Here is a 25906-nt window from a genome sequence, read left to right on the forward strand (position 1 = left end):
GAGGTTATTTCAGATCGTCGGTATAGCCCAGGCTACGCAACGCACGTTCGTCGTCCGCCCAGCCCGATTTCACTTTCACCCACAGTTCCAGATGCACTTTGGTTTCAAACATCTGTTCCATGTCCTGACGGGCTTCGATACCGATGGTTTTGATCTTCGCACCCTTGTTGCCGATGACCATTTTCTTCTGGCCTTCGCGCTCAACCAGGATCAGACCGTGCACGTTGTAACCACCGCGCTCGTTCGGCACAAACTGTTCGATCTCAACCGTCACCGAGTAAGGCAACTCTTCACCCAGGAAACGCATCAGCTTTTCACGGATGATTTCCGACGCCATAAAACGCTGAGAACGGTCGGTGATGTAATCGTCCGGGAAGTGGTGTTCCGCTTCCGGCAATACCTTGCGCGCGATAGCGGCGATGGTATCGACATTCATGCCTTTCTCCGCAGAGATTGGCACCACATCGAGGAAGTTCATCTGTTGACTGAGGAACGCAATGTGCGGCAACAGCTTGGACTTGTCGGTGACGTTGTCGACTTTGTTGATCGCCAGCACAACCGGGCATTTCAGGCTGCGCAGTTTGTTGACCACCATTTCATCGTCGGCGGTCCAGTTAGTGCCTTCAACTACGAAGATCACCAGCTCGACGTCGCCGATTGAGCTGCTGGCGGCGCGGTTCATCAAACGGTTGATGGCGCGCTTTTCTTCGATGTGCAGACCCGGGGTGTCGACGTAGATCGCCTGATAGGCGCCATCGGTGTCTATACCCATAATGCGGTGACGGGTCGTCTGCGGTTTACGCGAGGTGATGGAGACTTTTTGCCCCAGCAGTTGGTTCAGCAACGTGGATTTGCCCACGTTGGGACGACCGACTATCGCAATAAAACCACAGTATTGTTTTACTTCGCTCATTCAAGCTCCAGATTTTTCAGCGCTTGTTCCGCTGCCGCCTGCTCGGCTTTACGACGGCTTGAGCCGGTACCCATCACGGGTTCGCTCAAACCACTCACCTGACAGTGGATAGTAAACTCCTGATCGTGCGCCTCACCGCGAACCTGCACCACCAGATAAGAAGGTAATGGCAGATGACGACCTTGCAAAAACTCCTGTAAACGGGTTTTGGGGTCTTTCTGCTTATCACCGGGGCTGATTTCGTCCAACCGGCTGCGATACCAGTCCAAAATCAGTCGTTCAACAGTTTGAATATCGCTATCCAGGAACACGCCGCCAATTAAAGCTTCCACCGTATCCGCCAGGATTGATTCGCGGCGGAATCCACCACTTTTCAACTCACCCGGCCCGAGGCGAAGACATTCGCCCAGATCGAACTCGCGCCCCATCTCCGCCAGCGTATTGCCGCGCACCAGCGTGGCACGCATGCGGCTCATATCACCCTCGTCTACGCGAGGAAAACGATGATAGAGCGCATTGGCGATGACAAAACTAAGAATAGAGTCACCCAGAAACTCAAGACGTTCATTGTGTTTACTGCTGGCGCTACGGTGAGTTAACGCTTGCAGTAAGAGCTCCTGCTGTTGAAAAGTGTAGCCCAGCTTCCGCTGTAGCCTATTTATTACGATGGGGTTCATGAGTTACCAATAGATCAAGAATGCGTCAAAAACTTGCAGCATACGGAACAGGCCTGCTTCGCCGAAAGCCAATCCAAAGCTGTTTCGTTTGCAGTGGCTCCCAACAGGGAGCCAACTTTTTATCGCTCGAGCCGGTATTCTACAACGAGTGGAAATATAATGCTGCGTTTATAGACGCCTGATTAATGAATTCCACCGATGCGGCTAAATCTTACGCCGGTAGGCCATTCGCCTTCCTGCTTTTCAAAACTCATCCAGATAGCCGTGGCTTTACCCACCAGATTTTTCTCCGGCACGAAGCCCCAGTAACGGCTGTCGGCGCTGTTGTCGCGGTTATCACCCATCATGAAGTAATGACCCGCCGGCACAACCCATTCCGCCAACTGTTTACCCGGCTGCTGGTAGTAAGCGCCCACCTGATCCTGCGTGCCTGGCACGGTCAGAATATGGTGAGAAACCGAGCCCAGCGTCTCTTGGCGTTCACGCAGACGGATACCGCCCTGCGGCACGTTGTCGCTCAACGGGATCTGGTAAAAGCCATTGCTGGCTTCGCCCATACCGCTGCGGCTGAACAATTGAACAAAGTCGCTTGGCTGCGCATCGTTGTAAGTCACCGCTAACGCGGTATCGCATGACTGACCGCTATTACAGGATGGCTGAACGGTTACGCGCTTATTGACCGGATCGTAACTTACACGGTCGCCCGGCAGGCCGACTACGCGCTTGATATAATCCAATTTAGGATCCAGCGGATATTTAAATACCGCAATATCACCGCGTTTCGGATGGCCGGTTTCAATTAGCGTGGTCTGGGTAATAGGATCTTTAATGCCGTAGGCATATTTCTCCACCAGAATAAAATCGCCAATCAACAACGTCGGCATCATTGAACCGGACGGGATCTGGAAAGGTTCGTAAATAAACGAACGCACCACGAAGACCAGCAGCAACACCGGGAACACCGACGCGCCGGTTTCAATCCAACCCGGTTGTTTCGCCACTTTGGCCAGCGTTTTATCGTCCACGGCACCCGCAGTTTGTGCATTCACCGCCGCAATCTTGGCCCGGCGGGCAGGCGCCCATCTAAAGCGCTCAAAGGCCCAAATGATCCCGGTTGCCAACGTTGCCAGCGCCAGGATCAGGGCAAACATATTCGCCATGCAAACTCCCTAGTTACGCGAACTTATCGCTCTTACTTACTGTCTTTGCCAACGTGCAGAATGGCCAGGAACGCTTCTTGCGGCAACTCTACGTTACCGACCTGCTTCATACGTTTCTTACCGTCTTTCTGTTTCTGCAACAGCTTCTTCTTACGGCTAACGTCGCCGCCGTAGCATTTTGCCAGAACGTTTTTACGCAGCTGTTTCACCGTGGAGCGCGCGATGATATGGGTGCCGATCGCCGCCTGAATGGCGATGTCGAACTGCTGACGAGGGATCAGCTCTTTCATCTTCTCCACCAGCTCGCGGCCACGGTATTGCGCATTGTCGCGGTGAGTAATCAGCGCCAGCGCATCCACACGCTCGTTGTTGATCAGCACGTCGACACGCACCATGTCAGAGGTCTGGAAGCGCTTGAAGTTGTAATCCAGCGACGCATAACCGCGTGACGTAGACTTCAGACGGTCGAAGAAGTCGAGTACCACTTCCGCCATCGGGATTTCGTAAGTCAGCGCAACCTGATTGCCGTGATAAACCATGTTGGTTTGCACGCCGCGTTTTTCGATACACAGCGTGATGACGTTACCCAGGAATTCCTGCGGCATCAGCATGTGGCACTCGGCGATCGGCTCACGCAGCTCTTCGATATTGTTCAGTGGCGGCAGCTTGGACGGGCTATCAACGTAAATCGTCTCTTTGCTGGTAGTTTCCACTTCATACACTACCGTCGGTGCGGTGGTGATCAGCTCCAGATCGTATTCACGTTCCAGACGTTCCTGGATGATCTCCATGTGCAGCAGGCCGAGGAAGCCACAACGGAAGCCGAAGCCCAGCGCGGTGGAGCTCTCTGGCTCATAGAACAGGGAGGCGTCGTTCAGGCTCAGCTTGCCCAACGCATCGCGGAAGGACTCATAATCGTCGGAGCTGATCGGGAACAGGCCTGCATAAACCTGTGGCTTCACTTTTTTGAAGCCCGGCAAGGCTTTGTCCGCCGGCTGGCGCGCCAACGTCAGGGTATCACCCACCGGCGCACCGAGGATGTCTTTGATTGCGCAGACCAACCAGCCTACTTCGCCACAGTTCAACACGTCGCGATCGACACGCTTCGGCGTGAAGATACCCAGACGATCGGCGTTGTAGGTTTGGCCGGTGCTCATGACTTTAATCTTGTCGCCCTTGCGCATGGTGCCGTTTTTAACGCGCACCAGGGAAACTACGCCCAGGTAGTTATCGAACCAGGAGTCGATGATCAGGGCCTGCAGTGGCGCATCCGGATCGCCTTGCGGCCCCGGGATATCGCGCACCAGGCGTTCGAGCACTTCCGGCACGCCAACACCGGTTTTGGCGGAACAACGCACCGCGTCGGTCGCGTCGATGCCTACAATATCTTCAATTTCCTGCGCGGCGCGGTCAGGATCGGCAGCCGGCAAGTCAATTTTGTTCAGTACCGGCACCACTTCCAGATCCATATCCAGCGCGGTGTAACAGTTAGCCAGAGTCTGAGCTTCTACGCCCTGCCCGGCATCGACCACCAGCAGCGCGCCCTCACAGGCGGCCAGTGAGCGCGAAACTTCGTAAGAGAAGTCAACGTGCCCTGGGGTGTCGATAAAGTTGAGCTGATAGGTTTGACCGTCCTGCGCTTTATAATCCAGCGTGACGCTCTGCGCTTTGATGGTAATACCGCGCTCGCGCTCCAGATCCATAGAATCGAGCACCTGCGCGGCCATTTCACGTTCGGTCAAGCCACCGCAAATTTGAATGATGCGGTCGGACAGCGTCGACTTACCGTGGTCAATGTGGGCAATAATGGAGAAATTTCGTATATGCTTCATTATAAAAGTTTTTCTGCCTTGGTATTTCTGAATTACTCGCCTATAGAAACCCGCATGGACCTAAAGCGACAGTGAATGGGTTCGGCCGTCTTGCGCCTGAATCGCTGCATTCTACATGTCACAACACTGAAAACCTAGCGATCGGTGCAGTGAAGGCATTCTATTATGTGCACTTTAATGTTACAGAGCGCCCCGGGTTATGAAAGCCGATGTTAACAAAACTCAGCGTGCTCACAACACCGAGTTGCAACAGCCGTTGCCCTCCGCATTTCTTTCACCGCCATCGGCGGGATCCGGCAGTAATACATAACCGCCAATAACGCAATAAACCCTCTCCGAGTTATTGATTAAATAATATCTGGATCAATATCTTAGAATTGCAGTCTCCCCCTTCGGCTTTAGGAAAAACCCCATATACGCCTCCCGGTAGCTTCTATAGAAATGAAGGTGAACACCGTGACAAAACATAATTCAGGGCACTACATCGGCATGCCCACCGGGGTTCACCAGCATATCTCTACGTATTGATTGGAAGGTGCAAAATGATCGATAAAGGGCAAATGCTGAGCCGGCACGATTTTTCTAAGGTCAATTGGGGCATTCTGACGGCAGCGGCGCTGCTGTTAACCATTGGTGCGGCGCTGCTGTTGCTGCCGCTGCTGAGCCATATGGATGAAAATGCAATACTGACCCTACTGCAAACCGGCGCAGCCACTATTGTACTCGGCTGTATTCTTCTGGCGCTACGCCACTATCTGCGGCCAGCGGTGACTTACCGTCTGTACGAACATGGCGTTAGGGTGATTAACCAACATAGTCACAAAGAACGCTTTATCCCCTTTGAAAAAATTGGGGATATTTATCGTTTTCGCGGCGGGCGACTGTTTGGCGGGCTATTCGACGTAATGGCATTTCGTGCCTCGGCTGAACACCCCTGGTACCCGGTGTTCAGCAACCTGTCTCACTCCTGGCGGCTGGCTGATACCATTATTAATCAGCAGATCCAGCAACGTGGGCCACTGGCGCTGAATGCGTTGTATCAGGGGGAAGTGCTGTCGTTTCACTATCTCAGCTGCGGAGCTCGCTGGCTGAATCATTTATTGCCCGGAAACCGACAAGGAAAACAGGTTCAAACGCTGCAGTTGAGCGCAACGGCGGTTATCACGGCACAAGGATCAATCCCGATTGAACAGATCCGTGAACTCGAGAATAATCCACGACGTGGCACCATTCGACTGCTGGATAACCAGGGGAATGCGTTGTTTACGATAGGGTATTTTTCGCTGCTCAGCGCAGACCTGTTTGTCGCACTGTTAGAGCATATGATCTACAGCCGCATCCCCGCCTACCATAACCGGCGGTGACGCGGCCGAAGTTTTAACGCAGAGGTTCGTTTTCCGTCTGCAGGCGCATGGCCCCAGGCGGTAAACCAATTTGCAAAACGACAGGTTGGTAATTAGCTTGCTCGCCGAGACGATGAGCCAGACCACGCGCCAGAATAAAAGCCAGGCCACCGCCAAGCAATGCACCGAGCGCGGCAGAAGCGTCAGTACCCAGCCAGTATTGCAACAGGCTGCCACCCAGCATCATTCCCACCAGCGGCGTCAGATAAACCAGCATCGCTGAACGCAGCAAGCTGCCTTCTGCAATGCCTACTTCGACGCGTTGACCCGGCTCGAGCGGCTGCTCAATGCGTACCTGCAGTTGGTGTTCGGTTTCCGGCACCAATTCGTTTAACGCGCGCGCACCGCATCCAGAGCGAGCTGTGCAGCTGCCGCATCCGGCTTTAGGTTCACAACGCAACAGCGCCACGCCCTGTTGCCACGAGACGACCGTGGCCCACTCTTTCATCATTGTGGTGATACCTTGAAGGAAATACTGTCTGCAATACGTTTGGCCGTTGCCGGCGGCAATTCGCCAACAATGGTAATCTCATTGCCGTTACGCACTTCGGTTTGAATCGTGCGTCGACCCTGACGATAATACTGCTGGCCCGCACCGCTGCCCGCAGGGCTGATATTGACCGAGAAGCTGAATAAACCATCGCTGTAAAGCCGTGACTCTACCGGCTCTGTCACATTCGGCAGTTTACGGCGATTACGCGCCACCTCGTCCACCCCAGCCGGTAACCAGCCCGTGCTCCAGCTCAGCTTGATTTTATCTACCGCAGGCAGCGACAGCAATGGTGGCAGGTTAGCTTTGATCAGCCCTTCCATCACGCCCTGCACTTGCGGCCCGACCACGAACGAAATCACCCGATATTGCTCCAGCGTTTCACCGTCGCGATCGATCAGATCCACCCGCAGTGGCAGCTTGGTATCTTCGTCCATCCAGACTATATAGCTATAGCGTGAGCCATCACGCGCAACCACGCGAATCACTTCGCAGGGACGATCGGAAATACGGGTGCTGCCAACGGAGATGAAATCGTAATATTTCGCCAGGCGGCTGAAATCGGCATAAACAATCGCCGGCAACGCATCGACGATATGATCGCCGGACAGCGTAAAGGGTTCCAAACCGGGTTCGAAATAGCTGATCCCGCCGCCGCGCTGTAACACTTCACGACGTGGACCATCCATATGCAGCAGTTGACCGAGCGGCAATTGATCGATCACCGCATGACGATAACGCAGCGATTCAATCCCCTGCTTGCTGATGCTGATATAGGCGAGTTCATAATTGAGCGAACGGCTGGCACTGCTCATCTGTTGCAACAACGCCCCGGACGCAGTGGGCTGCGCCGGGGCGATGCTTGAGTAGAGCAGGCTGCCCGTCAATAGACAGACGGAGAACCAAATTTGCTTCATTACTGCTGTTGCATTCCTAAAGACTGAGTTCCGGGAACCTGAACAGCAGCCTGCTGTGGTGTGCTTTGCTCAAGCTGCAGCTGATCAGAATGCAAACGACGTTGCAACTCATAATCTTGCAGCATAGCGTTAATGCGTTTGCGCTGTTCCTGCACCTGCTGCTGTTGTCCGCTGCCGGTAGAGAAACTGTCTGCCGGTACACCAAGGCTAACCGGTGACGCCTGCCCCATGATTGGCAATGTGGTGAATGCAGGTGATTCTGCAGCACCCGATTGCGCAGCCGGCTGATTGTACTGCTGTACGCCGACAATCACCGCTAACGACACGCAGGCCGCCATGCCAATCTGTGTGATCTGGCTGGCCCAAGGACGAACTTTGTCCCAGAACGGCATTTTTTGCCAGGTATGCGGTTGCGGCTGAGACTCAGGCACGGCAGAAGGAACCAAACGTGCGGGTTCTTTCTCAAGTGCAGCAGCAACACGATCTGCGATATCGAAATGCATGACTTGCCCGATATCACCCCGTAGTGTGTCACGTATCAGGTGATAGCTCTGCCAGCTTTGTTGAAGCGCCCTGTCTTTAGACAATGAACTCAGTAGCTCGCTGTCGAGCGATTCTCCATCCATCAGAGCGGAAAGCTTTTCTTTCTGCATGCCTAAGTACCCTTCCTGTGTCCGCCATTGCTAACGTTGAATCAGCGGTTGAACTTTATTATCGATAGCCTCCCTGGCGCGGAAAATACGCGAACGTACGGTTCCGACCGGGCAATCCATGATGGCCGCTATCTCTTCGTAGCTTAGACCATCCAGCTCCCGCAGGGTAATCGCCATGCGAAGATCCTCAGGGAGAGACTCAATGGTACGGAAAACTATCTGTCTCAGCTCTTCTGACAACATTAAGTTCTCAGGGTTCGAAATTTCTTTCAGTGCACCCGCACTTTCGTAATTTTCGGCGTCGTTGGCATCCACATCGCTGGATGGCGGACGACGGCCCTGAGCAACCAAATAATTCTTTGCCGTGTTCACGGCAATTCGATACAACCAGGTATAGAAAGCGCTATCCCCACGGAATGATTCCAGTGCGCGATAGGCTTTAATAAACGACTCCTGCACCACATCCGGCACATCGCCCTGCGGTACATACCGGGAAACCAGACTCGCAACTTTATGCTGGTAACGAATTACCAGTAAGTTAAACGATTTCTGATCGCCCTTTTGGACCCGCTCAACCAGAACTTGATCCGTTAACTGCTCGCTCATCCGAGGTAAACTCTCCCCAAATCCGTCTCCACGCGTAAAATTGTACTGCCAGCCATACATTATTTTCCTGAGCAAGCACTCGCTTGGAGTTCATACAGAACGCGAAGTTCCGTATTGCCATTGTTTTTTATGTTGATGTCACCCATCCGTGGCTTTTGCCCGGACAATTAGGCTAACATGAATTTCACTCTTCTTCTGCACACATCATACGTTATGCAACCATCATCTGAACATGTTAGCGATGTACTGATCGTCGGCAGCGGTGCTGCGGGCTTGTCACTGGCGTTGCGCCTGGCGCAGCATTGCAAGGTTACCGTACTCAGCAAGGGGCCGCTCAACGAAGGCGCCACATTCTATGCCCAAGGCGGGATCGCCGCGGTTTTCGATGAAACGGACAGTATTGCCTCACACGTTGATGACACTTTAATTGCCGGAGCCGGCCTGTGTGACAGAGACGCCGTTGAGTTTATCGCTGGCAATGCCCGCCACTGCGTGCAGTGGTTGATTGACCAAGGGGTCTTGTTCGACACCGAAGTCAACGCTCAGGGCGAAGAGCATTACCACCTGACGCGGGAGGGGGGGCACAGCCACCGCCGTATCCTGCATGCCGCTGATGCTACAGGTAAAGAAGTAGAGACCACACTGGTAGGGAAAGCAAGCGCCCACCCCAATATTTGCGTGATGGAACGCCGCAATGCGGTCGATCTGATCACCTCCAACAAAATCGGCCTGCCGGGCACCCGCAGAGTCGTCGGCGCCTACGTCTGGAACCGCGAGCTGGAGCAGGTAGAAACCTATCGTGCCAAAACGGTGGTGCTGGCAACCGGCGGTGCAGCCAAGGTGTATCAATACACCACCAACCCGGATATCTCTTCCGGAGATGGTATCGCCATGGCCTGGCGCGCAGGATGCCGGGTCGCCAACCTCGAATTTAACCAGTTTCACCCGACCTGCCTGTTCCACCCGCAGGCACGTAACTTCCTGCTGACCGAAGCCTTGCGCGGTGAAGGGGCTTATCTGAAGCGCCCGGACGGCAGCCGCTTTATGCCCGATTTTGACCCACGAGGCGAACTGGCACCACGCGATGTCGTTGCCCGCGCCATCGACCACGAAATGAAGCGCCTGGGTGCGGACTGCATGTATCTGGATATCAGCCATAAACCGGCTGAATTCATTACTCAGCATTTCCCGATGATCCATGAAAAACTGCTGACGCTGGGTTTCGATCTGACTACGCAACCTATCCCTATCGTACCTGCCGCGCACTACACCTGCGGCGGCGTAATGGTCGATCAGCATGGTCGTACCGATCTGGACGGGCTGTATGCCATTGGCGAAGTCAGCTATACCGGCCTGCATGGCGCCAACCGCATGGCGTCCAACTCTCTGCTGGAGTGTTTGGTTTACGGCTGGTCAGCGGCAGAAGACATCATGATGCGCCTGCCGTTTATCAAGCTGGCGAAACAGCTGCCGCAATGGGATGAGAGCCGCGTGGATGACGCTGATGAACGAGTGGTCATTCAGCACAACTGGCATGAGTTGCGGCTATTTATGTGGGACTACGTGGGTATTGTGCGCACCACTAAACGGTTGGAGCGTGCACTGCGCCGCATCAATACGCTGCAGGCGGAAATTGATGAGTACTACGCCAACTTCCGTATCTCCAACAATTTGCTGGAGCTGCGAAATCTGGTGCAGGTGGCGGAATTGATCGTACGCAGCGCCATGGCGCGTAAGGAAAGCCGTGGGTTGCACTTTACGCTGGACTATCCGGATATGCTGCCGGAAGCGCTTCCGACCATACTGCAACCCTAGCAGCGACACCGCAAGGGCGCCCACTGTGGCGCCCTTTTCATTTCAATAGAACAAGTAGAAATCGGTAATCAAACGGCGGAACGCCTCGGTGTAACTGCCATCAGCCAGCTTGATCGCCAGGCTTTGCGCCGCTTTTTCTTCCGTCGGTTGACGGGTCAGAGCCAGCAGCACGCGATGCAACGGCGTATCAGCACGATCGCTGACGTTCAGCCGTTGCGCAGTATGCCATCCACGGCGTTGTGCATTACTTTCAAAGGCCTCACCAATATCATGCGGCAGCACTACGCAAAAATTCCCCTGTGGGGCAATCAACCGTTCCGCGCTTTCCAACAAAGCATCGTGGGTAAGCGTTTCAGTATAACGCGCGTTGTGACGAGCCTGGTCCCGGCAGGCGACAGCCGGCTCAAAATATGGCGGGTTGCTGACGATCAGGTCGTATTGGCCGGCATGGTGCTGGGCATAATAATGAATGTCCTGCGCATGCACCTGGATACGCTCAGGCCAAGGCGATTCCTGCACGTTGTCACGCGCCTGCGCGGCGGCAGCCTCGTCCAGCTCCACGGCGTCAATCAGCACGGACTCGGCTGAACGCTGTGCCAACATCAGCGCGATCAGTCCGCTACCGCTGCCGATATCCAGCACGCGTTGCGCCTGCGCCAAGGGCGCCCATGCGCCGAGCAGCACGCCATCGGTGCCCACCTTCATTGCACAGCGATCGTGAGCAACAAAAAACTGCTTAAAGGTAAAACCACCGCGACGCGGGGTGAAATTTGCTTTCGATTGAGTACTCACAATAACCACCTGAAGACAAAACTGGCGTAGCATAAGGCAATCTGATTTTTGGGAAAAGAGATGCTTTCCGCTTAAATAGGTGAAGAACGCGGCCAACCCGTCTATAATCGGCGCCCCAAGTAGAGGTAGACCATGACAGTAACCAATTTTTCCGAACTCGAACTCGATGAACGCCTGATAAACGCCCTGCGCGATAAAGGCTACGAACGCCCAACCGCCATTCAAGCCGAGGCGATCCCGCCTGCGATGGATGGGCGCGACGTATTGGGTTCGGCGCCAACCGGCACCGGCAAGACCGCGGCATTTTTGCTGCCGGTATTGCAACATCTGCTCGACTTCCCACGTAAGAAGTCCGGCCCACCGCGCGTACTGATCCTGACTCCGACGCGCGAGCTGGCGATGCAGGTAGCCGATCAGGCTCGTGAACTGGCTGCTCATACTTCGCTGGATATCGCCACCATTACCGGCGGCGTCGCCTATATGAACCACGCGGAAGTCTTCAGTGAAAACCAGGACGTGGTGGTCGCGACCACCGGCCGCCTGCTGCAGTATATTAAAGAAGAAAACTTCGACTGCCGCGCAGTAGAGACGCTGATCCTCGATGAAGCCGACCGCATGCTCGACATGGGCTTCGCGCAGGACATCGAAACCATTTCCGCCGAGACCCGCTGGCGTAACCAGACCCTGCTGTTCTCCGCGACGCTGGAAGGCGATGCCATCCGCGAATTCGCCGAACGCATTCTGAAAGAACCGGTAGAGGTCGAAGCCGATCCGTCACGCCGCGAACGTAAAAAGATCCTGCAATGGTACTACCGCGCCGACGACGTACAGCATAAAACCGCCCTGTTGGTGCACTTGCTGCAGCAACCGGACGTGCAGAAATCCGTTATCTTCGTGCGCAAACGTGAGCGTGTGCATGAGCTGGCCGGCTGGCTGCGCGAGGCTGGCATCAACACCTGTTACCTCGAAGGCGAAATGGTGCAGGCCAAGCGCAACGAAGCGGTAAAACGTATGATGGACGGCCGTGTGAACGTGCTGGTCGCAACCGACGTTGCTGCGCGAGGTCTGGATATCCTGGATATCACCCACGTGTTCAACTTCGACATGCCGCGCACCGCAGATACCTATCTGCACCGTATCGGCCGTACCGGTCGTGCCGGGCGCAAGGGCACCGCAATTTCGTTGGTTGAAGCACACGACCACCTGCTGCTGGGCAAAGTGGGCCGTTATCTGAACGAACCGCTGAAAGCACGCGTGATCGATGAACTGCGTCCATCAACCAAAGTGCCAAGCGAAAAGAGCAACGGCAAGCCTTCGAAGAAGGTACTGGCCAAACGCGCGTCAGACAAAGAAAAGAACAAAGAAAAAGCCAAGGTGAAAGTACGTCATCGCGATGCGAAAAACGTAGGCAAACGCCGCCAGCCAAAGGCCAAGCCTGAGGGCAGCGGCGCGAAGTAATACCGCCGCAGTGAATAAAAACCGCCTCCTTTTCCGCAGGCGGTTTTTTTATGCCCCGTTACTGCTGTCCGTATTGCGCCGCCTGTTGATGGGCTTTCAACCAGGCGTTCAGTTGACGATAGCGATCGCGCATTTCTTCATTCTGCAATGCCGTCGGCGTCTGCGATAAATAGAACTGGAAGGCCACGCCTTGCTGATTGCGCGCTTTGGCGTCCGCCCCCGCCTGCAACAGCATCAGCGCCAACTGCGGCGCATTGATTTTTGCCGCCAAGTGCAAAGGCGTATCCCCCAGCCGATCGCTAAGGGTGACATCGGCACCGGACACCAACAGCAGCCGTACTTGCTCCTCCCGCCCCGCCAAGACTGCCGCTGCCAGCGGCGTAGCACCGGTCACCGCATTGCGCGGATTCATCGGCACTCCGTGAGCCAACAGCAATCGAAGATACTGCGGGTCCTGCACCGCAGCGGCGGTATGCAACGCGCTATTGCCATCCAGGCCCGGAGTGGTCGCATCGGCCCCCAATGCCAGCAGCGAGCTTAGGCTTTGCGTTTGCTGCGACAGTATGGCCCATTGCAGCAAAGTGACCTGACGGTCCCCCTGTTCATGCAGGCGCGCCTCAGTTGCCTGTTCGGCAATCCCGTTGGTGTCACCACGCGCCACTGCCTGAGCCAGTGCCAGATTGCTGCGCCCGTTAAACGGAGAAATTTCCTGATTCATCTGTTGTTCCTTAGCCATCATCAGCAAACCGGCGATCGCGATTACCGCCAACGTGGCGACCATTAACGTCTGCCATAGGCGCCGCCGTTCAGGCATTGGCCTTCGTCTCCCATGGCTTTTGCTCCGCCATCGAGCCGATCACCTTATCAATCCCATGAGCAGTCAGGCTGCGATCCAGGTGTTTGCTCGGGCGCCAGTCGTCAATGCCGCTCAGGGTGTCGTTATTGGCCAGCGTGATTTTATGCCCAATAGCATCCGGGATCAGCGAAGTGGATTCCTGCGTGCCGGTCAGCATGTCGTATTGCTCGCTGTAACGGCGGATACCACCGGCTTGTGCATCCTGCTTCGCCGCTGCCGGATCGATCCCCATACGATTCAACGTATAGTCGGAAACCCCCGCAGCGTTAAAAGTCACCGCCACCGTACCCGTTGCCAGCGCTGCCGTAGCCGCCAGACCGCCGCCAAGCGAATGACCGGCGATCACCAGCGCATCACCAAAGGCTGTCTTGGCGCTTTTCGCAAGGGATACCGCCTGATTGTACTGCACATCGTCATAGCCGGTCGCCTGGCGCACGTTGCTCAACCAGTCGCGCATATCATTGGTGCCGGCGAAGGCCAACACATACTGCTGATTATCACTGTAGATCCCGGCCTGAAAACCCGACGCTGCATCTTGCAGACTGGCAGGATCAATGCCGACCCCCAGCAAAGCATCGGCACTCAACCGATTGAATCCCTCTACGCCCTGACTGCCGGTGCTGTAAACGTCTTTAGCCAGTAACGCCAGCGTATAGTCCCCCTTCTGTGGCTGCTGACCGCGTGTCACGCCCTGATTCGCCGCCGCCGGCGCTGCTGCCGACAAATCGCTCGCCAGCGTGTTCAGCAGGTTCTGGGCATTCAGGCTATTCTGGGAAAGCGTGGCCGCGGGGGCCTTTGATGCCGAGGGTTCAGTAGGCTGGGAAGGATCCAAACGCTCTGGCAGCGTACGCGTTGCCGGGGGCAGAATCGCCGCGGGGCTGACCGCAGAGGTAAAACTCAAAGACATACTCATGCCGACTCCTTGTCGATAGACTTATCAATGCCGCACCTCATTGGGTGCTGATGTAGCTATCGGCAGGTCGGAGCAGTTCTGTAATGAGAAGAATTATCTTTGCGAGGAATGTGATCCGGATTCACTTTCTGGCCGTTGCGGCAAGAAAAAAGGGAGCCGAAGCTCCCTTATTAAGCGTGCGTAAAATTACAGACTTTCTGTAAAAGTACGTGTAATCACGTCACGCTGCTGTTCTGGCGTCAGCGAGTTGAAACGCACTGCATAGCCGGACACGCGGATGGTCAGCTGCGGGTATTTTTCCGGATGCTTAACCGCGTCTTCCAGAGTTTCGCGACGCAACACGTTCACATTCAGGTGCTGACCACCTTCTACGCGAACGGTCGATTGCATTTCCAATGGCACTTCACGGTACTCGATCTGGCCCAGTTCGCTGACCGGTACCACCTGATCTTCCGCATAGTTGGCTTTAGCGCAAACGCAGCGGGCTTCTGATGTTTCGTCGTCCAGCAGCCAGAAAGAGTTCACCAGCGCCTGGTCGTTCGCTTTAGTGATTTGAATACCAGTAATCATTTTGTTGCCTCCGTACAAGGGCGAAAAATTCTACTTCGAAAGAAAACCCAATGTTGGTTTCGGCCATTTGGTAAAACCATTGTTGTCTTGTTGTTCTGTATACCAGTCTGGCCGGGGCAATTCTTTGATTAAAGTCAATTTTCACGGGGTACCCACAGAGCGAGAATGGGCAAGTTTATGTTTTATGTCAATTTTCCCTGTAGAGCACATCGCAATTATTTTTGTAAATTTTAAAAAATATTTATATGCAGGAGTGCGGCGGAAAAAGAAAAGCGGGTTTCGCTGCGTGGCACTAAACGGTAAGCTATGCCCAGTGAATTGTTAACGAAAACAAAGGAGAGCGTTTATGTCCACCTCCCTCACCTGGCATGATGTTATCGGCAAGGAGAAAGAGCAGCCCTATTTTCATGAAACGCTTGCCTTTGTTGCCGCTGAACGCCAGGCCGGTAAGACCATTTATCCACCGCAAAAAGACGTGTTCAACGCCTTTCGTTATACCGAGCTGGCGGACGTGAAGGTGGTAATCCTCGGTCAGGATCCCTATCACGGCCCGAATCAGGCCCACGGGCTGTCCTTTTCGGTGCTCCCTGGCGTACCCGCTCCCCCTTCGCTGGTAAACATGTACAAAGAGCTGGCGACGGATATCCCGGGCTTTGAGCGCCCCAGCCATGGCTACCTGCAAAGCTGGGCGGAACAGGGTGTGCTGTTGTTAAACACGGTATTGACCGTAGAAGGCGGCCAGGCGCACTCCCATGCCAAACTGGGCTGGGAAACCTTTACCGACAGAGTGATCGCCGCGCTGAATGAAAACCGCGAAGGCATCGTGTTCCTGCTCTGGGGATCGCACGCGCAGAAAAAAGGCAACTTTATCGATCGCAACCGCCACCACGTGTTGAAAGCGCCACATCCATCGCCGCTTTCCGCCCACCGAGGGTTCTTGGGCTGTCGCCACTTCTCGCAAACCAACCAACTGTTGGAACAGCAGGGGCTGGCGCCTATCGACTGGCTACCGCGGCTGCCGCAGGCATAACCCAGACGCAAAAAAGGCACCCGCAGGTGCCTTTTCCTTATTGAATTCGGCTTAAGCCTTGGCTTTGGAAACCGCCACCATCGCCGGGCGCAGCAGGCGACCATTCAGCGTATAACCTTTCTGCATCACCATCATGACGTGGTTCGGCTGGTGATCGGCAGATTCCATCAGGCTCATTGCCTGGTGCACATCCGGGTTGAACGGCACGTTAATATCACCAACGATTTCAATCCCGTACTTACGCACAACGTCCTGCAGGGACTTCAGCGTCAGCTCGATGCCTTCAATCATCGCCGTCAGTTCCGGATTGTTTTTATCCGCCAGTTCCAGCGCGCGCTCCAGGTTATCCAGCACCGGCAGCAGATCACCGGAAAACTTCTCCAGCGCAAATTTGTGTGCTTTTTCGATATCCAGCTCGGTGCGGCGGCGGACGTTTTCCATTTCCGCTTTGGCACGCAGCAGGCTGTCGCGTTCATGCTGCTGGGCTTCGGCCAGTTGAGCTTCCAGCTCAGCAATGCGCTCATCCCGCAGATCGACGCCCTCAGCCGCTTCCGGCAAGACTTCCTGCTGTTCCATTTCTTCCGAGACTTGCTCGTTTGGCGTCTTCTGTTCTTTACTACTCATGAATATCTCCGCGTTTTAGCATTAATCTCGCAACTTGGCTTATTATGGGGATCAAAACCGGGGTTTCAAGTCAACCGGTCACAATGTGGGGCATAAACTGGTCCCGGTGAGGAAAATCACAACAATGAATAAAAAATTCGCCTGTATTGGCATTGTTGGCCACCCGCGTCACCCTTCGGCGCTGGCAACGCATGAGATGTTGTTTCACTGGTTAGTCGCCCGAGGCTATTCAGTGATGATTGAACGCCAAATCGCTCAGGATTTGGGGTTAAAAGATGCGATTACCGGCAGCCTGGCGGATATTGGCCAAAAGGCCGACCTGGCAGTAGTGGTCGGCGGCGACGGCAATATGCTCGGCGCAGCCCGCGTTCTGGCCCGCTACGACATCAAGGTGATCGGCGTTAACCGCGGCAATCTCGGCTTCCTGACCGATCTTGACCCCGACAACGCACTGCAGCAACTGGCCGACGTGCTGGAGGGCGAATACATCGATGAACAGCGCTTCCTGCTGGAAACCATCGTGCACAAAGAGAACCAACAGTGCCGCATCAGTACCGCCATCAACGAAGTGGTGCTGCACCCCGGTAAAGTGGCGCACATGATCGAGTTCGAAGTGTATATCGACGATCGCTTCGCCTTCTCGCAACGCTCTGACGGTCTGATTATCGCTACCCCGACCGGTTCGACTGCCTATTCGCTTTCTGCCGGCGGCCCGATCCTGACGCCATCGCTGGAAGCCATCGCGCTGGTGCCGATGTTCCCGCATACCCTCTCGGCCCGCCCGTTGGTGATCAACGGCAACAGCACCATTCGCCTGAAGTTTTCGCAGATCGGCAGCGATCTGGAAATCAGCTGCGACAGCCAGATCGCACTGCCTATCCAGGAAGGCGAGGAAGTATTGATACGCCGCAGTGATTTCCATTTGAATCTTATTCATCCAAAGGACTACAGCTATTTCAACACGTTAAGCACCAAGCTGGGCTGGTCTAAAAAATTGTTCTAAAAATATCGCCAGCCCCTTTACTGTATATAAAACCAGTTTATACTGTATGAAACTACAGTTATGTGTTTATACACAGGAAGGTTCCCATGCTGGCGCAATTGACCATCAGCAATTTTGCTATCGTTCGTGAGTTGGAAATTGATTTTCAACCGGGTATGACGGCGATTACCGGTGAAACCGGCGCCGGTAAATCTATCGCCATCGACGCACTGGGGCTGTGCCTCGGCAACCGCGCCGACGGTAACGTCGTCCGGCTGGGAGCCGCCCGTGCCGATATCTGCGCCCGTTTTTCACTGGCAGATACCCCTTCTGCACGCCAATGGCTCGAACAGAACCACCTGGACGACAGCAATGAGTGCCTGCTGCGCCGGGTCATCAATGCAGACGGCCGCTCACGCGGCTTTATCAACGGCACTTCCGTGCCGCTTTCGCAACTGCGCGAACTCGGTCAGTTGCTGATTCAAATCCACGGTCAGCATGCCCACCAGTTGCTGCTCAAACCCGATCACCAGAAGCAGCTGCTCGACGCCTATGCCGACGAACCTGCCCTGCTGGCGCAGATGCAGCAGGTTTATCAGCGTTGGCACCAAAGCTGTCGCGAACTGGCCCATCATCAGCAACAGTCCATCGAACGCGACGCACGCCAACAGTTGCTGCAATACCAATTGAAAGAACTGAACGAGTTTGCGCCTGTGGCCGGTGAGTTCGAACAGATAGATTCGGAGTTCAAACGCCTGGCCAACAGCGGCCAATTGCTGACCATCAGCCAGCAGACCCTGCAATTGCTGGCTGACGATGAAGAAAACAACATGCTGAGCCAGCTTTACACCGCCAAACATCTGCTGGTTGAGCTGGTCGGCATGGATGAGAAACTCAGCGGCCTGCTAGACATGCTGGAAGAGGCGTCGATCCAAATCAGTGAGGCCAGCGACGAACTGCGTCACTATGCCGATCGCATGGATCTGGACCCCAACCGCCTGCAAGAGCTGGAACAGCGTCTGTCGCGCCAAATTAACCTGGCGCGGAAACATCACGTTGCGCCAGAGGAACTGCCACAGCTGCACCAACAGATGCTGGATGAGCAGCAGTTACTGTCGCAGCAAGAGAACGACCATGAACACCTTAACGAGGCGGTCACTCTGCATCATCAGCAGGCGCTGCTGTTAGCGGAACAATTGCACCAGAAGCGCCAGCACTATGCCGCAGAGCTGACCACGTTGATTACCGACAGCATGCAGGCCCTCTCCATGCCGCACGGCAAATTCAATATCGACGTTCGCTTCGAGCCGCAGCATTTGAGTGCTGAAGGGGCCAGCCGCACCGAATTCTGTGTGTCCACCAACCCAGGCCAACCGCTGCAAGCGCTGGCGAAAGTGGCCTCCGGTGGCGAACTGTCCCGCATTGCGCTGGCTATCCAGGTGATTACCGCTCGCAAGATGGAAACCCCGGCGCTGATTTTCGACGAAGTGGACGTCGGCATCAGCGGTCCGACGGCCGCCATTGTTGGGCGCCTGTTGCGTCAACTTGGAGAATCTACCCAAGTCATGTGCGTCACCCACCTTCCACAGGTGGCCGGTTGTGGGCATCAGCACCTGTTTGTCAGCAAGCAAACTGACGGCACGGAAACCGAAACGCAGATGTCACCGTTGGATAAACGTGCTCGTTTGCAAGAATTGGCGCGCCTTCTTGGCGGCAGCGAAGTCACCCGAAACACCCTGGCGAACGCAAAAGAACTGCTTGCTGCATAGAAAAGCTCAACTTTTTTACTTTCCTGAGGTCATATTGGGGCCCTGTAAAGGTTTCCAACTGCTGCAAGGTCTATTATCATCGGCATCCTATGCCCTAAAGGAATGTGATTACTATGCGCTGTAAAACGCTGACTGCCGCCGCTGTGGTTCTTGTGATGCTGACTGCAGGCTGTTCTACTTTTGAGAAGGTGGTTTACCGGCCTGACATCAACCAAGGGAACTACCTGACGTCAACCGACGTAGCTAAAATCCAAAAAGGTATGACCCAGCAACAGGTCGCTTATACATTGGGAACCCCAATGCTGCAGGATCCGTTCGGTACTCAGACGTGGTTCTATGTGTTCCGCCAGCAGCCGGGTCATGAAAATATCACCCAGCAAACTCTGACGCTGACCTTTAACAGCGCGGGCGTATTGACGGATATTCAGAACAAGCCTGCGCTGACCAAATAATCAGCACAGGAACTGTCGTCCGGCCCGTGAGGGACGAATCAAGTTCTTCATGACAGTCACAGGCTGCAACTCGGAAGATAAAATTCTGATAAAAAATAAGGCGCACTCAGCGCCTTATTTTTTTGCCTTCTCTGCCCGTTGACGGCGCAGTTCTTTGGGATCGGCAATCAATGGGCGATAGATTTCCACCCGGTCGCCATCATTGAGCACATCGCCCAACTTGGCCGGTCGGCTATAAATGCCCACCTTGTTACTTTTCAAATCAATGTCACTGCGCAGTTCCAGCAATCCGGAGGCCACAATCGCCTGCTCAACATTGCTGCCCTCTGCCAGTTTCACATTACGCAGATACTGACGCTCCGGCAAGGCGTAAACCACCTCAACCCGTATCTCAGACACTGTAAACCTCTTTCGCCCGCTGGGTGAATGCCTGCACCATATTGCCAGCCAACTCTTTAAATACCTTGCCGAACGCCAACTCGATCAGTTTGTTGGTAAATTCGAAGTCCAGGTGCAGCTCAACCTTACAAGCTTCCGGACTGAGCGGCGTAAAGTGCCAGCCCCCCATCAACTTGCGGAACGGGCCGTCAACCAGTTGCATATTGATGCTCTGGTTATCCAGCAGCGTATTGCGCGTGGTAAAAGTTTTGCTGATACCGGCTTTGGCAACGTCCACCGCGGCGGTCATTTCATTGTTGGACGCGTTAATCACCCGGCTACCGGTACAACCTGGCAGAAAATCGGGATAAGAATGAACATCGTTAACCAACTGATACATCTGCTCGGCGCTGAACGGCACTAACGCAGACCGACTGATCTGGGGCATATCATTTCCTGTGAGACACAAAACATACAAATCATACCATTTATCTATCGGCAAACAAAAAATCTGCTATGCAAGACAGGAGCCAAAAATGCGAAAAATTGCGCAGGTGCTGAGCGGTAAAGGATTTCTTTCGCTGTCGCATCCAGTATAATGAACGCACTATGACAAAGAAAAAAGCTCACAAACCTGGTTCAGCCACCATTGCGCAAAACAAGCGAGCACGTTTCGAATACTTCATTGAAGAAGAAATCGAGGCGGGCCTGTCCCTGCAAGGGTGGGAAGTCAAATCGTTGCGTGCCGGCAAAGCCAACCTCAGCGACAGCTACGTGACCTTCCGTGACGGTGAAGCCTATCTTTTTGGCGCCACCATCACGCCGCTCAGCGTGGCTTCATCGCATGTGGTCTGCGACCCGACACGTACCCGCAAACTGCTGTTGAACAAGCGCGAGCTGGATTCGCTGTTCGGCCGCGTTAACCGCGAAGGCTATACCGTTGTTGCCCTGTCCATGTATTGGAAAAATGCCTGGGTCAAGGTCAAAATCGGCGTAGCCAAAGGCAAGAAAGAACACGATAAGCGCGATGACATCAAAGATCGTGAGTGGCAGACGGCGAAAGCCCGTATCATGAAGCACGCCAACCGATAAGCCTCTGGCTTAACGGGTTAAACTTCTGGTATACTGCACAAAGTTACTTGGGGCTGATTCTGGATTCGACGGGATTTGCGAAGCCCTAGGAGCATGCCGAGGGGCGGTTGGCCTCGTAAAAAGCCGCAAAAAAATAGTCGCAAACGACGAAAACTACGCCCTAGCAGCTTAATACCCTGCTAAGAGCCCTCTCTCCCTAGCCTCCGCTCTTAGGACGGGGATCAAGAGAGGTCAAACCCAAAAGAGATCGCGTGGATGTCCTGCCTGGGGCTGAAGCGTTAAATCCAATCAGGCTAGTTTGTTAGTGGCGTGTCCATCCGCAGCTGACCGGCGAATGTAAAGATTGGACTAAGCATGTAGTGCCGACGGTGTAGTAATTTCGGACGGGGGTTCAAATCCCCCCAGCTCCACCAAATAATGATCCGGGTATTACCAGATAAGTCCGGAGAAGTACGGAAAGCCCGCATTCCACCTAGGTTTGCGGGCTTTTTTGTGTCTGTAGTAGTCCGAGAACTTCCAGCTAAATCCGGGATTTATTGGTATACGTTTAGGTATACGTTAAAATGTATGCCATAAACGTATACCAATTATGGAAGAACCCTTACATGGCGCGGACTACACGCCCCCTCACACATACCGAAGTACAAAAAGCCAAAGCCCTCGAGAAAGACCTCACCCTACACGACGGTGACGGCCTTTTCCTGTTAGTCAAAACCACCGGCAAGAAATTGTGGCGTTTCCGCTACCTCCGCCCCGGCACCAGTTCACGAACTATGGTTAGCCTCGGTGCCTACCCTGCCCTGTCACTTGCCGACGCCCGACAAATACGCGCCGAAAAGCTCGCGATACTGGCGAGAGGCATTGACCCGCAGGCTAAAGAGGCAGCAGAAACGGAACAGCAGCAGATAGCGCAAGAAAGCATTTTCCTGAATGTGGCAAAGCAATGGTTCGCGTTGAAGCAGGCCAGCGTTAGCGCTAAGCATGCGGAAGATATCTGGCGTTCTCTCGAGAAGGACATATTACCGTCTATTGAAAATATCCCGGTTCAGGACATCAAAGCACGTTTGCTGATCCAGGTGCTGGAACCGATCAAAGCCCGTGGCGCATTAGAGACAGTTCGCCGATTAGTACAACGCATCAACGAAATCATGATCTACTCCGTCAACACTGGCTTGATTGATGCTAATCCGGCTTCTGGTATTGGTAATGCATTCGAGCGCCCTAAGAAGCAGCATATGCCGACTATACGGCCTGAAGAATTGCCCAAGTTGATGCGCACTATCTCAATGAGCAATCTATCAATTCCAACCCGCTGCTTACTTGAGTGGCAGCTACTTACGCTTATACGTCCTTCAGAAGCCTCGGCAACCGCATGGGCTGAGATCGATATAGAAAACCGTGAATGGCGTATCCCGGCGGAACGTATGAAGGCTAAGCGTGATCATGTTGTTCCACTTTCAGACCAAGCTTTAGAGATACTCGAAATCATGCACCCTATCAGCGGCCAGCGTGAGTACGTATTCCCAAGCCGCAACGACCCACGCAAGCCAATGAACAGTCAGACTGCTAATGCTGCTTTGAAGCGTATTGGCTATGGTGGAAAGCTCGTGGCTCATGGTCTACGTTCTATTGCCAGCACAGCCATGAATGAGGCTGGGTTTAATTCGGACGTAATTGAAGCTGCTTTGGCGCACAGTGATAAAAATGAAGTCAGAAAGGCATATAACCGTTCTATTTATCTCAAACAGAGAAATGATTTAATGGGTTGGTGGGGAATTTACGTTTATTGCAATAAGGGGATAGTTAAATGATATTAGTTGATGATATTATTTTTGGGGAAGCACAAAGACTAGCTTACTCCAAGAACAGTATTTACCTCGAAGTTCTTGATGTGACTAAATCGAAAAGTACATATTTAAATAAAACCATTTTCGTTATTAAGATATTTATGGACTTCAGCTCTATTGAAGGAAGGAGTAAGTCCTATAGTAAAGAAAAGAATCAAAACATTCTCACAATGCTTTTAATTGGTGATGACGATACAGAATATGGATTACTCCAAAAACTAAACTCTGGAAAAATTTCGTTAAGAGAGTTATCCTCTAAAATGAACTATGACCACTTGAGCCAAGTTGATGATGAAGAAACCTATCGCTATATAAATAAAAACATGAGTAGCGAAATTTCCATAGCTTTCTTGTCATTAATAAAAGACATGGGGACTATTTATAACATAAGAAAATCAAGTGGAATTATAAAAAGATATTCGAATAAAATTTTCTTTAACCTACTAATGCATAACACGTCTAGCCGTTACGCATTTGAAAATGGATATAAACACTTAAGATCCGAAGGTGGGATTATATTTCAAACGCAACCCCCAGAGCACTTGACAATATTAAGCTCTGAGAATGAAAAGTATAAGTTACATTTCTCAAATCGTGAAAATATAAGAATACCACTCCACGTGCTTATAGGTAAAAATGGCAGTGGTAAAACATACTTATTACGAAGGATAGTGAAAGATTATTTAACATTTGGTCATGAGGTATATTATAAAGGCGAGGTATTCAGTAGGATAATAGCACTATCCAATACGATCAATGATGAATGTTATCGCCCACAGAAAATAACAAGAAATAAATCCAAGACAAATAATTATCACTTTGTGTCGCTTACTTCTAAAAAATATTTCAATAATTTCTTTCCTCGCGGGAGAAAGTTAACCCTACTATCTCTTATGGAAATAATTAAAGATAGAGACTTAACAAAAGAAGGTTTTTTCAAGCAAAGTGAATTATTAGACCGCGTTACTGAAACAATAATTCCGGGCTTCTCTATTGGCATTAAAACCAACCTCACAGAAATAAGGTCGCCAAGTTTTTCAAGCTTAATTGACCGTTACAGCCTTGTCAACCTCAATGGTAATCTGGATTTAATTAGCGGCGCTGAAATAGAATATATTTTACCTCTTGGAGAGATTGTATTTTATAAAAACAATGATATTTTCGAATTAAGCTCTGGTCAAATAGCATTTATGTCTTGTATGTTTTCACTGATTTCAATTGTTGAGTCTAATAGCCTTGTGATTATAGAAGAGCCTGAAAATTACTTACACCCTAGCCTCTTGACTCACTTCATAAACTCAATCACCAATATATTACGAGATACAAATTCTGTTGCTATAATATCTACTCATTCGGCTTTGGTTTTGAGAGAGATACCTTCTATTCAAGTGACAATTTTGAATAGAAATGGAAATGTCACTAAATTCAAAAAACCAAACATAGAAACATTTGGGGCAGATACTCATCAAATAATGATTGATATATTTGGAGATCTTCACTCAAACGCAATTTTCCGAGAAGAGATTTCAAAAATAGCAGAAAACAAGAGTATCTCTGAAATATTGGGTAACTACTCACACCTATCTTCAGAGTTAATTAATAAAATAATAATGGAGGTGAAATCAAGATGAGAACCCTTACTAAACCACCTGAATTAGAAATAATCGAAAGAGATATTGATCTAGTATTAACTATAGATGAAATAACTTCACTCGATGAACCCGCTGGCATATCAGAACTAAATAATAGAAAGCAAGAGTGGTTAGATGAAATTACAAATTACCATACCGAGATGTCACAAAACAAACGACTAACTCATAATGGAAGAGTTAACTTTTCTAAATTTAAAGCACAACTAGAGTGGATATATAATAACCCTAGCGCTAAAAGAAAAACAGATTTTATAAAAAAAATAAGAGATTCCTTCGTAAACAACGGAATCCTGTGTCCTTACTGCGGCGTATCTCCCTGCAGAACATTAGATCACTATTATAACAAAGCCCTTTTACCTCAATTCTCATTTTTACCCGAAAACCTTATACCTTGCTGTGGTGATTGTAATAAGGATAAAAGTGTTAAAAAATCATTTGGAAAATGGAAAAGGATAATCAACCCGTATTATGATGATTATGATTCACTACTGCCAAATGAACCACCGATAGTAGTTGTTTTCAAAGAAAACCCATTTTTAAATGTCGATATGAGTTTCGTTGTTACTGCCAACAACAAACTTTCAAGCATTGTAAAAAAACATATTAACTTTCATCTGAAAAACGTAAAAATAGGATTACTCCATCAAGAAATGATAAGCAATTCATTTTGGAGAAATGCAAAACAACTGAAGACTTATAAAACACTTTATGATACTGACCTGATATCTGCTCAAGTTTATGACACTCTCCTCAATGTTTTTATTTGTAAAAATAACAACATTAATTATGATTGGGAATATATTATACGATTTTCCTTATCTGAATTAAAAACGAATCATTGGATATACACTAGTAGGCTGGACAAACTGCAATGACTCTGAATCAAGCCGCGCGCAATACTCCCTCGCCTACGCGCTCTGACTTTATCATGCACATTTCATGCATGACTCAGAGGCCCTGTAAGCCCTTTTGGCGCGGGGTTTCGGGTGTTTTGAGAGGCTGGGGATTAATGCAAAATCATGCAC

25 protein-coding genes, 1 other RNA gene and 1 pseudogene are annotated in these 25906 nt (G+C 52.0%); 12 read left to right on the forward strand and 15 right to left on the reverse strand.

The genetic code is table 11. The features are described from left to right. Positions 1-4: 4 nt before the first annotated feature. The 4 genes from era to lepA form a co-directional block, all read right to left on the reverse strand. Positions 5-913 carry a GTPase Era gene (gene era / locus NR114_RS14290; protein WP_020828254.1) on the reverse strand — a complete coding sequence of 303 codons (909 nt, stop codon included), beginning with the start codon at positions 911-913 and terminating at the stop codon, positions 5-7. Continuing rightward, complete coding sequence (gene rnc / locus NR114_RS14295; protein WP_041414862.1) at positions 910-1590, reverse strand: ribonuclease III; 681 nt, start codon at positions 1588-1590, stop codon at positions 910-912. The genes era and rnc overlap by 4 nt, the downstream gene beginning before the upstream one ends. Positions 1591-1772: 182 nt before the next feature. Continuing rightward, complete coding sequence (gene lepB / locus NR114_RS14300) at positions 1773-2750, reverse strand: signal peptidase I (RefSeq protein ID WP_020828256.1); 978 nt, start codon at positions 2748-2750, stop codon at positions 1773-1775. A gap of 32 nt (positions 2751-2782) precedes the next feature. Then, a complete protein-coding gene (gene lepA, locus NR114_RS14305) occupies positions 2783-4582 on the reverse strand; it encodes a translation elongation factor 4 (RefSeq protein ID WP_020828257.1) in 1800 nt (599 codons plus the stop codon). Positions 4583-5124: 542 nt separating this feature from the next. Here lepA and NR114_RS14310 point away from each other — a divergent pair. Next, positions 5125-5963, forward strand: a pseudogene (locus NR114_RS14310) (hypothetical protein). Here NR114_RS14310 and rseC read toward each other — a convergent pair. The 4 genes from rseC to rpoE are packed head-to-tail and all read right to left on the reverse strand — an operon-like array spanning position 5960 to position 8651. Further along, positions 5960-6436, reverse strand: coding sequence for a SoxR-reducing system protein RseC (gene rseC / locus NR114_RS14315; protein WP_046372820.1), 477 nt, complete (start codon positions 6434-6436; stop codon positions 5960-5962). The pseudogene NR114_RS14310 and the gene rseC sit on opposite strands and share 4 nt — an antisense overlap. Then, entirely contained in the window at positions 6433-7392 is a 960-nt protein-coding gene (gene rseB, locus NR114_RS14320; RefSeq protein ID WP_020828260.1) for a sigma-E factor regulatory protein RseB, read from the reverse strand. The genes rseC and rseB overlap by 4 nt, the downstream gene beginning before the upstream one ends. Next, positions 7392-8045: an anti-sigma-E factor RseA gene (rseA, locus tag NR114_RS14325; RefSeq protein ID WP_020828261.1), complete on the reverse strand. Its 654-nt coding sequence runs from the start codon at positions 8043-8045 to the stop codon at positions 7392-7394. The genes rseB and rseA overlap by 1 nt, the downstream gene beginning before the upstream one ends. Positions 8046-8075: 30 nt before the next feature. Next, positions 8076-8651, reverse strand: coding sequence for an RNA polymerase sigma factor RpoE (gene rpoE / locus NR114_RS14330; RefSeq protein ID WP_012146382.1), 576 nt, complete (start codon positions 8649-8651; stop codon positions 8076-8078). 213 nt (positions 8652-8864) lie between these two features. On the opposite strand from rpoE, the gene nadB reads away from it, so the two are divergent. Beyond that, on the forward strand, positions 8865-10466 hold the full coding sequence (nadB, locus tag NR114_RS14335; RefSeq protein ID WP_197821596.1) for an L-aspartate oxidase: 1602 nt from the start codon (positions 8865-8867) through the stop codon (positions 10464-10466). Positions 10467-10508: 42 nt separating this feature from the next. Here the strand turns inward: nadB and NR114_RS14340 are convergent, their stop codons facing one another. After that, complete coding sequence (locus tag NR114_RS14340) at positions 10509-11291, reverse strand: tRNA1(Val) (adenine(37)-N6)-methyltransferase (protein WP_256814403.1); 783 nt, start codon at positions 11289-11291, stop codon at positions 10509-10511. 99 nt (positions 11292-11390) lie between these two features. On the opposite strand from NR114_RS14340, the gene srmB reads away from it, so the two are divergent. Continuing rightward, the gene (srmB, locus tag NR114_RS14345; RefSeq protein ID WP_020828264.1) at positions 11391-12716 is read left to right on the forward strand and encodes an ATP-dependent RNA helicase SrmB; all 1326 of its coding nucleotides are present in this window, start codon (positions 11391-11393) and stop codon (positions 12714-12716) included. Positions 12717-12774: 58 nt separating this feature from the next. Here srmB and NR114_RS14350 read toward each other — a convergent pair whose 3' ends face one another. From NR114_RS14350 to grcA, 3 genes are all read right to left on the reverse strand, one after another. After that, the gene (locus NR114_RS14350) at positions 12775-13530 is read right to left on the reverse strand and encodes an ankyrin repeat domain-containing protein (protein WP_256814404.1); all 756 of its coding nucleotides are present in this window, start codon (positions 13528-13530) and stop codon (positions 12775-12777) included. Then, positions 13523-14485, reverse strand: a complete 963-nt coding sequence (locus NR114_RS14355; RefSeq protein ID WP_129941318.1) for a DUF2974 domain-containing protein — start codon at positions 14483-14485, stop codon at positions 13523-13525. The genes NR114_RS14350 and NR114_RS14355 overlap by 8 nt, the downstream gene beginning before the upstream one ends. A gap of 186 nt (positions 14486-14671) precedes the next feature. Next, on the reverse strand, positions 14672-15055 hold the full coding sequence (gene grcA, locus NR114_RS14360; protein ID WP_020828267.1) for an autonomous glycyl radical cofactor GrcA: 384 nt from the start codon (positions 15053-15055) through the stop codon (positions 14672-14674). 346 nt (positions 15056-15401) lie between these two features. Here grcA and ung point away from each other — a divergent pair, with 346 nt between their 5' ends. Continuing rightward, on the forward strand, positions 15402-16085 hold the full coding sequence (ung, locus tag NR114_RS14365) for a uracil-DNA glycosylase (RefSeq protein WP_020828268.1): 684 nt from the start codon (positions 15402-15404) through the stop codon (positions 16083-16085). Positions 16086-16136: 51 nt separating this feature from the next. Here ung and grpE read toward each other — a convergent pair whose 3' ends face one another. Then, complete coding sequence (gene grpE, locus NR114_RS14370) at positions 16137-16709, reverse strand: nucleotide exchange factor GrpE (RefSeq protein ID WP_020828269.1); 573 nt, start codon at positions 16707-16709, stop codon at positions 16137-16139. 124 nt (positions 16710-16833) lie between these two features. On the opposite strand from grpE, the gene nadK reads away from it, so the two are divergent. The 3 genes from nadK (at position 16834) to bamE (ending at position 19912) form a co-directional block, all read left to right on the forward strand. Further along, positions 16834-17712 carry an NAD(+) kinase gene (gene nadK, locus NR114_RS14375; RefSeq protein WP_128865109.1) on the forward strand — a complete coding sequence of 293 codons (879 nt, stop codon included), beginning with the start codon at positions 16834-16836 and terminating at the stop codon, positions 17710-17712. Positions 17713-17798: 86 nt separating this feature from the next. Beyond that, complete coding sequence (recN, locus tag NR114_RS14380; RefSeq protein ID WP_234530448.1) at positions 17799-19460, forward strand: DNA repair protein RecN; 1662 nt, start codon at positions 17799-17801, stop codon at positions 19458-19460. Between the two features lie 113 nt (positions 19461-19573). Further along, complete coding sequence (bamE, locus tag NR114_RS14385) at positions 19574-19912, forward strand: outer membrane protein assembly factor BamE (RefSeq protein ID WP_012146393.1); 339 nt, start codon at positions 19574-19576, stop codon at positions 19910-19912. 114 nt (positions 19913-20026) lie between these two features. Here the strand turns inward: bamE and NR114_RS14390 are convergent, their stop codons facing one another. Together NR114_RS14390 and NR114_RS14395 are read right to left on the reverse strand one after the other, a co-directional pair. Continuing rightward, positions 20027-20311 carry an RnfH family protein gene (locus tag NR114_RS14390; RefSeq protein WP_130016690.1) on the reverse strand — a complete coding sequence of 95 codons (285 nt, stop codon included), beginning with the start codon at positions 20309-20311 and terminating at the stop codon, positions 20027-20029. Beyond that, complete coding sequence (locus tag NR114_RS14395; RefSeq protein ID WP_020828273.1) at positions 20304-20738, reverse strand: type II toxin-antitoxin system RatA family toxin; 435 nt, start codon at positions 20736-20738, stop codon at positions 20304-20306. Before NR114_RS14395 ends, NR114_RS14390 begins: the two co-directional genes overlap by 8 nt. Before the next feature lie 161 nt (positions 20739-20899). Between NR114_RS14395 and smpB the strand changes: the two genes are divergently transcribed. From smpB to NR114_RS14420, 5 genes are all read left to right on the forward strand, one after another. Beyond that, a complete protein-coding gene (gene smpB, locus NR114_RS14400; protein ID WP_020828274.1) occupies positions 20900-21382 on the forward strand; it encodes an SsrA-binding protein SmpB in 483 nt (160 codons plus the stop codon). A 49-nt stretch (positions 21383-21431) separates the two neighbouring features. Beyond that, positions 21432-21795, forward strand: a transfer-messenger RNA (tmRNA) gene (ssrA, locus tag NR114_RS14405). A gap of 192 nt (positions 21796-21987) precedes the next feature. Beyond that, positions 21988-23193 carry an integrase domain-containing protein gene (locus NR114_RS14410; RefSeq protein WP_234530447.1) on the forward strand — a complete coding sequence of 402 codons (1206 nt, stop codon included), beginning with the start codon at positions 21988-21990 and terminating at the stop codon, positions 23191-23193. Continuing rightward, the gene (locus NR114_RS14415; protein WP_234530446.1) at positions 23190-24860 is read left to right on the forward strand and encodes an AAA family ATPase; all 1671 of its coding nucleotides are present in this window, start codon (positions 23190-23192) and stop codon (positions 24858-24860) included. The genes NR114_RS14410 and NR114_RS14415 overlap by 4 nt, the downstream gene beginning before the upstream one ends. After that, positions 24857-25756: a hypothetical protein gene (locus NR114_RS14420; RefSeq protein ID WP_234530445.1), complete on the forward strand. Its 900-nt coding sequence runs from the start codon at positions 24857-24859 to the stop codon at positions 25754-25756. The genes NR114_RS14415 and NR114_RS14420 overlap by 4 nt, the downstream gene beginning before the upstream one ends. Positions 25757-25906 lie beyond the last annotated feature (150 nt).

It is taken from the genome of Serratia sp. Ser99, assembly GCF_024519545.1.
In the GTDB taxonomy this organism is placed as follows: Bacteria; Pseudomonadota; Gammaproteobacteria; order Enterobacterales; family Enterobacteriaceae; genus Serratia; species Serratia liquefaciens.

Bases quoted from the DNA above. Each gene is read 5' to 3' on its own strand.
- rseA (WP_020828261.1), bottom strand. From the start codon at position 8,045: ATGCAGAAAGAAAAGCTTTCCGCTCTGATGGATGGAGAATCGCTCGAC.
- lepB (WP_020828256.1), bottom strand. From the start codon at position 2,750: ATGGCGAATATGTTTGCCCTGATCCTGGCGCTGGCAACGTTGGCAACC.
- nadK (WP_128865109.1), top strand. From the start codon at position 16,834: ATGAATAAAAAATTCGCCTGTATTGGCATTGTTGGCCACCCGCGTCAC.
- ung (WP_020828268.1), top strand. From the start codon at position 15,402: ATGTCCACCTCCCTCACCTGGCATGATGTTATCGGCAAGGAGAAAGAG.
- NR114_RS14340 (WP_256814403.1), bottom strand. From the start codon at position 11,291: ATGCTACGCCAGTTTTGTCTTCAGGTGGTTATTGTGAGTACTCAATCG.
- era (WP_020828254.1), bottom strand. From the start codon at position 913: ATGAGCGAAGTAAAACAATACTGTGGTTTTATTGCGATAGTCGGTCGT.
- recN (WP_234530448.1), top strand. From the start codon at position 17,799: ATGCTGGCGCAATTGACCATCAGCAATTTTGCTATCGTTCGTGAGTTG.
- NR114_RS14350 (WP_256814404.1), bottom strand. From the start codon at position 13,530: ATGCCTGAACGGCGGCGCCTATGGCAGACGTTAATGGTCGCCACGTTG.
- grcA (WP_020828267.1), bottom strand. From the start codon at position 15,055: ATGATTACTGGTATTCAAATCACTAAAGCGAACGACCAGGCGCTGGTG.
- srmB (WP_020828264.1), top strand. From the start codon at position 11,391: ATGACAGTAACCAATTTTTCCGAACTCGAACTCGATGAACGCCTGATA.
- rpoE (WP_012146382.1), bottom strand. From the start codon at position 8,651: ATGAGCGAGCAGTTAACGGATCAAGTTCTGGTTGAGCGGGTCCAAAAG.
- lepA (WP_020828257.1), bottom strand. From the start codon at position 4,582: ATGAAGCATATACGAAATTTCTCCATTATTGCCCACATTGACCACGGT.
- nadB (WP_197821596.1), top strand. From the start codon at position 8,865: ATGCAACCATCATCTGAACATGTTAGCGATGTACTGATCGTCGGCAGC.
- smpB (WP_020828274.1), top strand. From the start codon at position 20,900: ATGACAAAGAAAAAAGCTCACAAACCTGGTTCAGCCACCATTGCGCAA.
- NR114_RS14420 (WP_234530445.1), top strand. From the start codon at position 24,857: ATGAGAACCCTTACTAAACCACCTGAATTAGAAATAATCGAAAGAGAT.
- rnc (WP_041414862.1), bottom strand. From the start codon at position 1,590: ATGAACCCCATCGTAATAAATAGGCTACAGCGGAAGCTGGGCTACACT.
- rseC (WP_046372820.1), bottom strand. From the start codon at position 6,436: ATGATGAAAGAGTGGGCCACGGTCGTCTCGTGGCAACAGGGCGTGGCG.
- grpE (WP_020828269.1), bottom strand. From the start codon at position 16,709: ATGAGTAGTAAAGAACAGAAGACGCCAAACGAGCAAGTCTCGGAAGAA.
- rseB (WP_020828260.1), bottom strand. From the start codon at position 7,392: ATGAAGCAAATTTGGTTCTCCGTCTGTCTATTGACGGGCAGCCTGCTC.
- NR114_RS14395 (WP_020828273.1), bottom strand. From the start codon at position 20,738: ATGCCCCAGATCAGTCGGTCTGCGTTAGTGCCGTTCAGCGCCGAGCAG.
- NR114_RS14415 (WP_234530446.1), top strand. From the start codon at position 23,190: ATGATATTAGTTGATGATATTATTTTTGGGGAAGCACAAAGACTAGCT.
- NR114_RS14355 (WP_129941318.1), bottom strand. From the start codon at position 14,485: ATGAGTATGTCTTTGAGTTTTACCTCTGCGGTCAGCCCCGCGGCGATT.
- NR114_RS14410 (WP_234530447.1), top strand. From the start codon at position 21,988: ATGGCGCGGACTACACGCCCCCTCACACATACCGAAGTACAAAAAGCC.
- bamE (WP_012146393.1), top strand. From the start codon at position 19,574: ATGCGCTGTAAAACGCTGACTGCCGCCGCTGTGGTTCTTGTGATGCTG.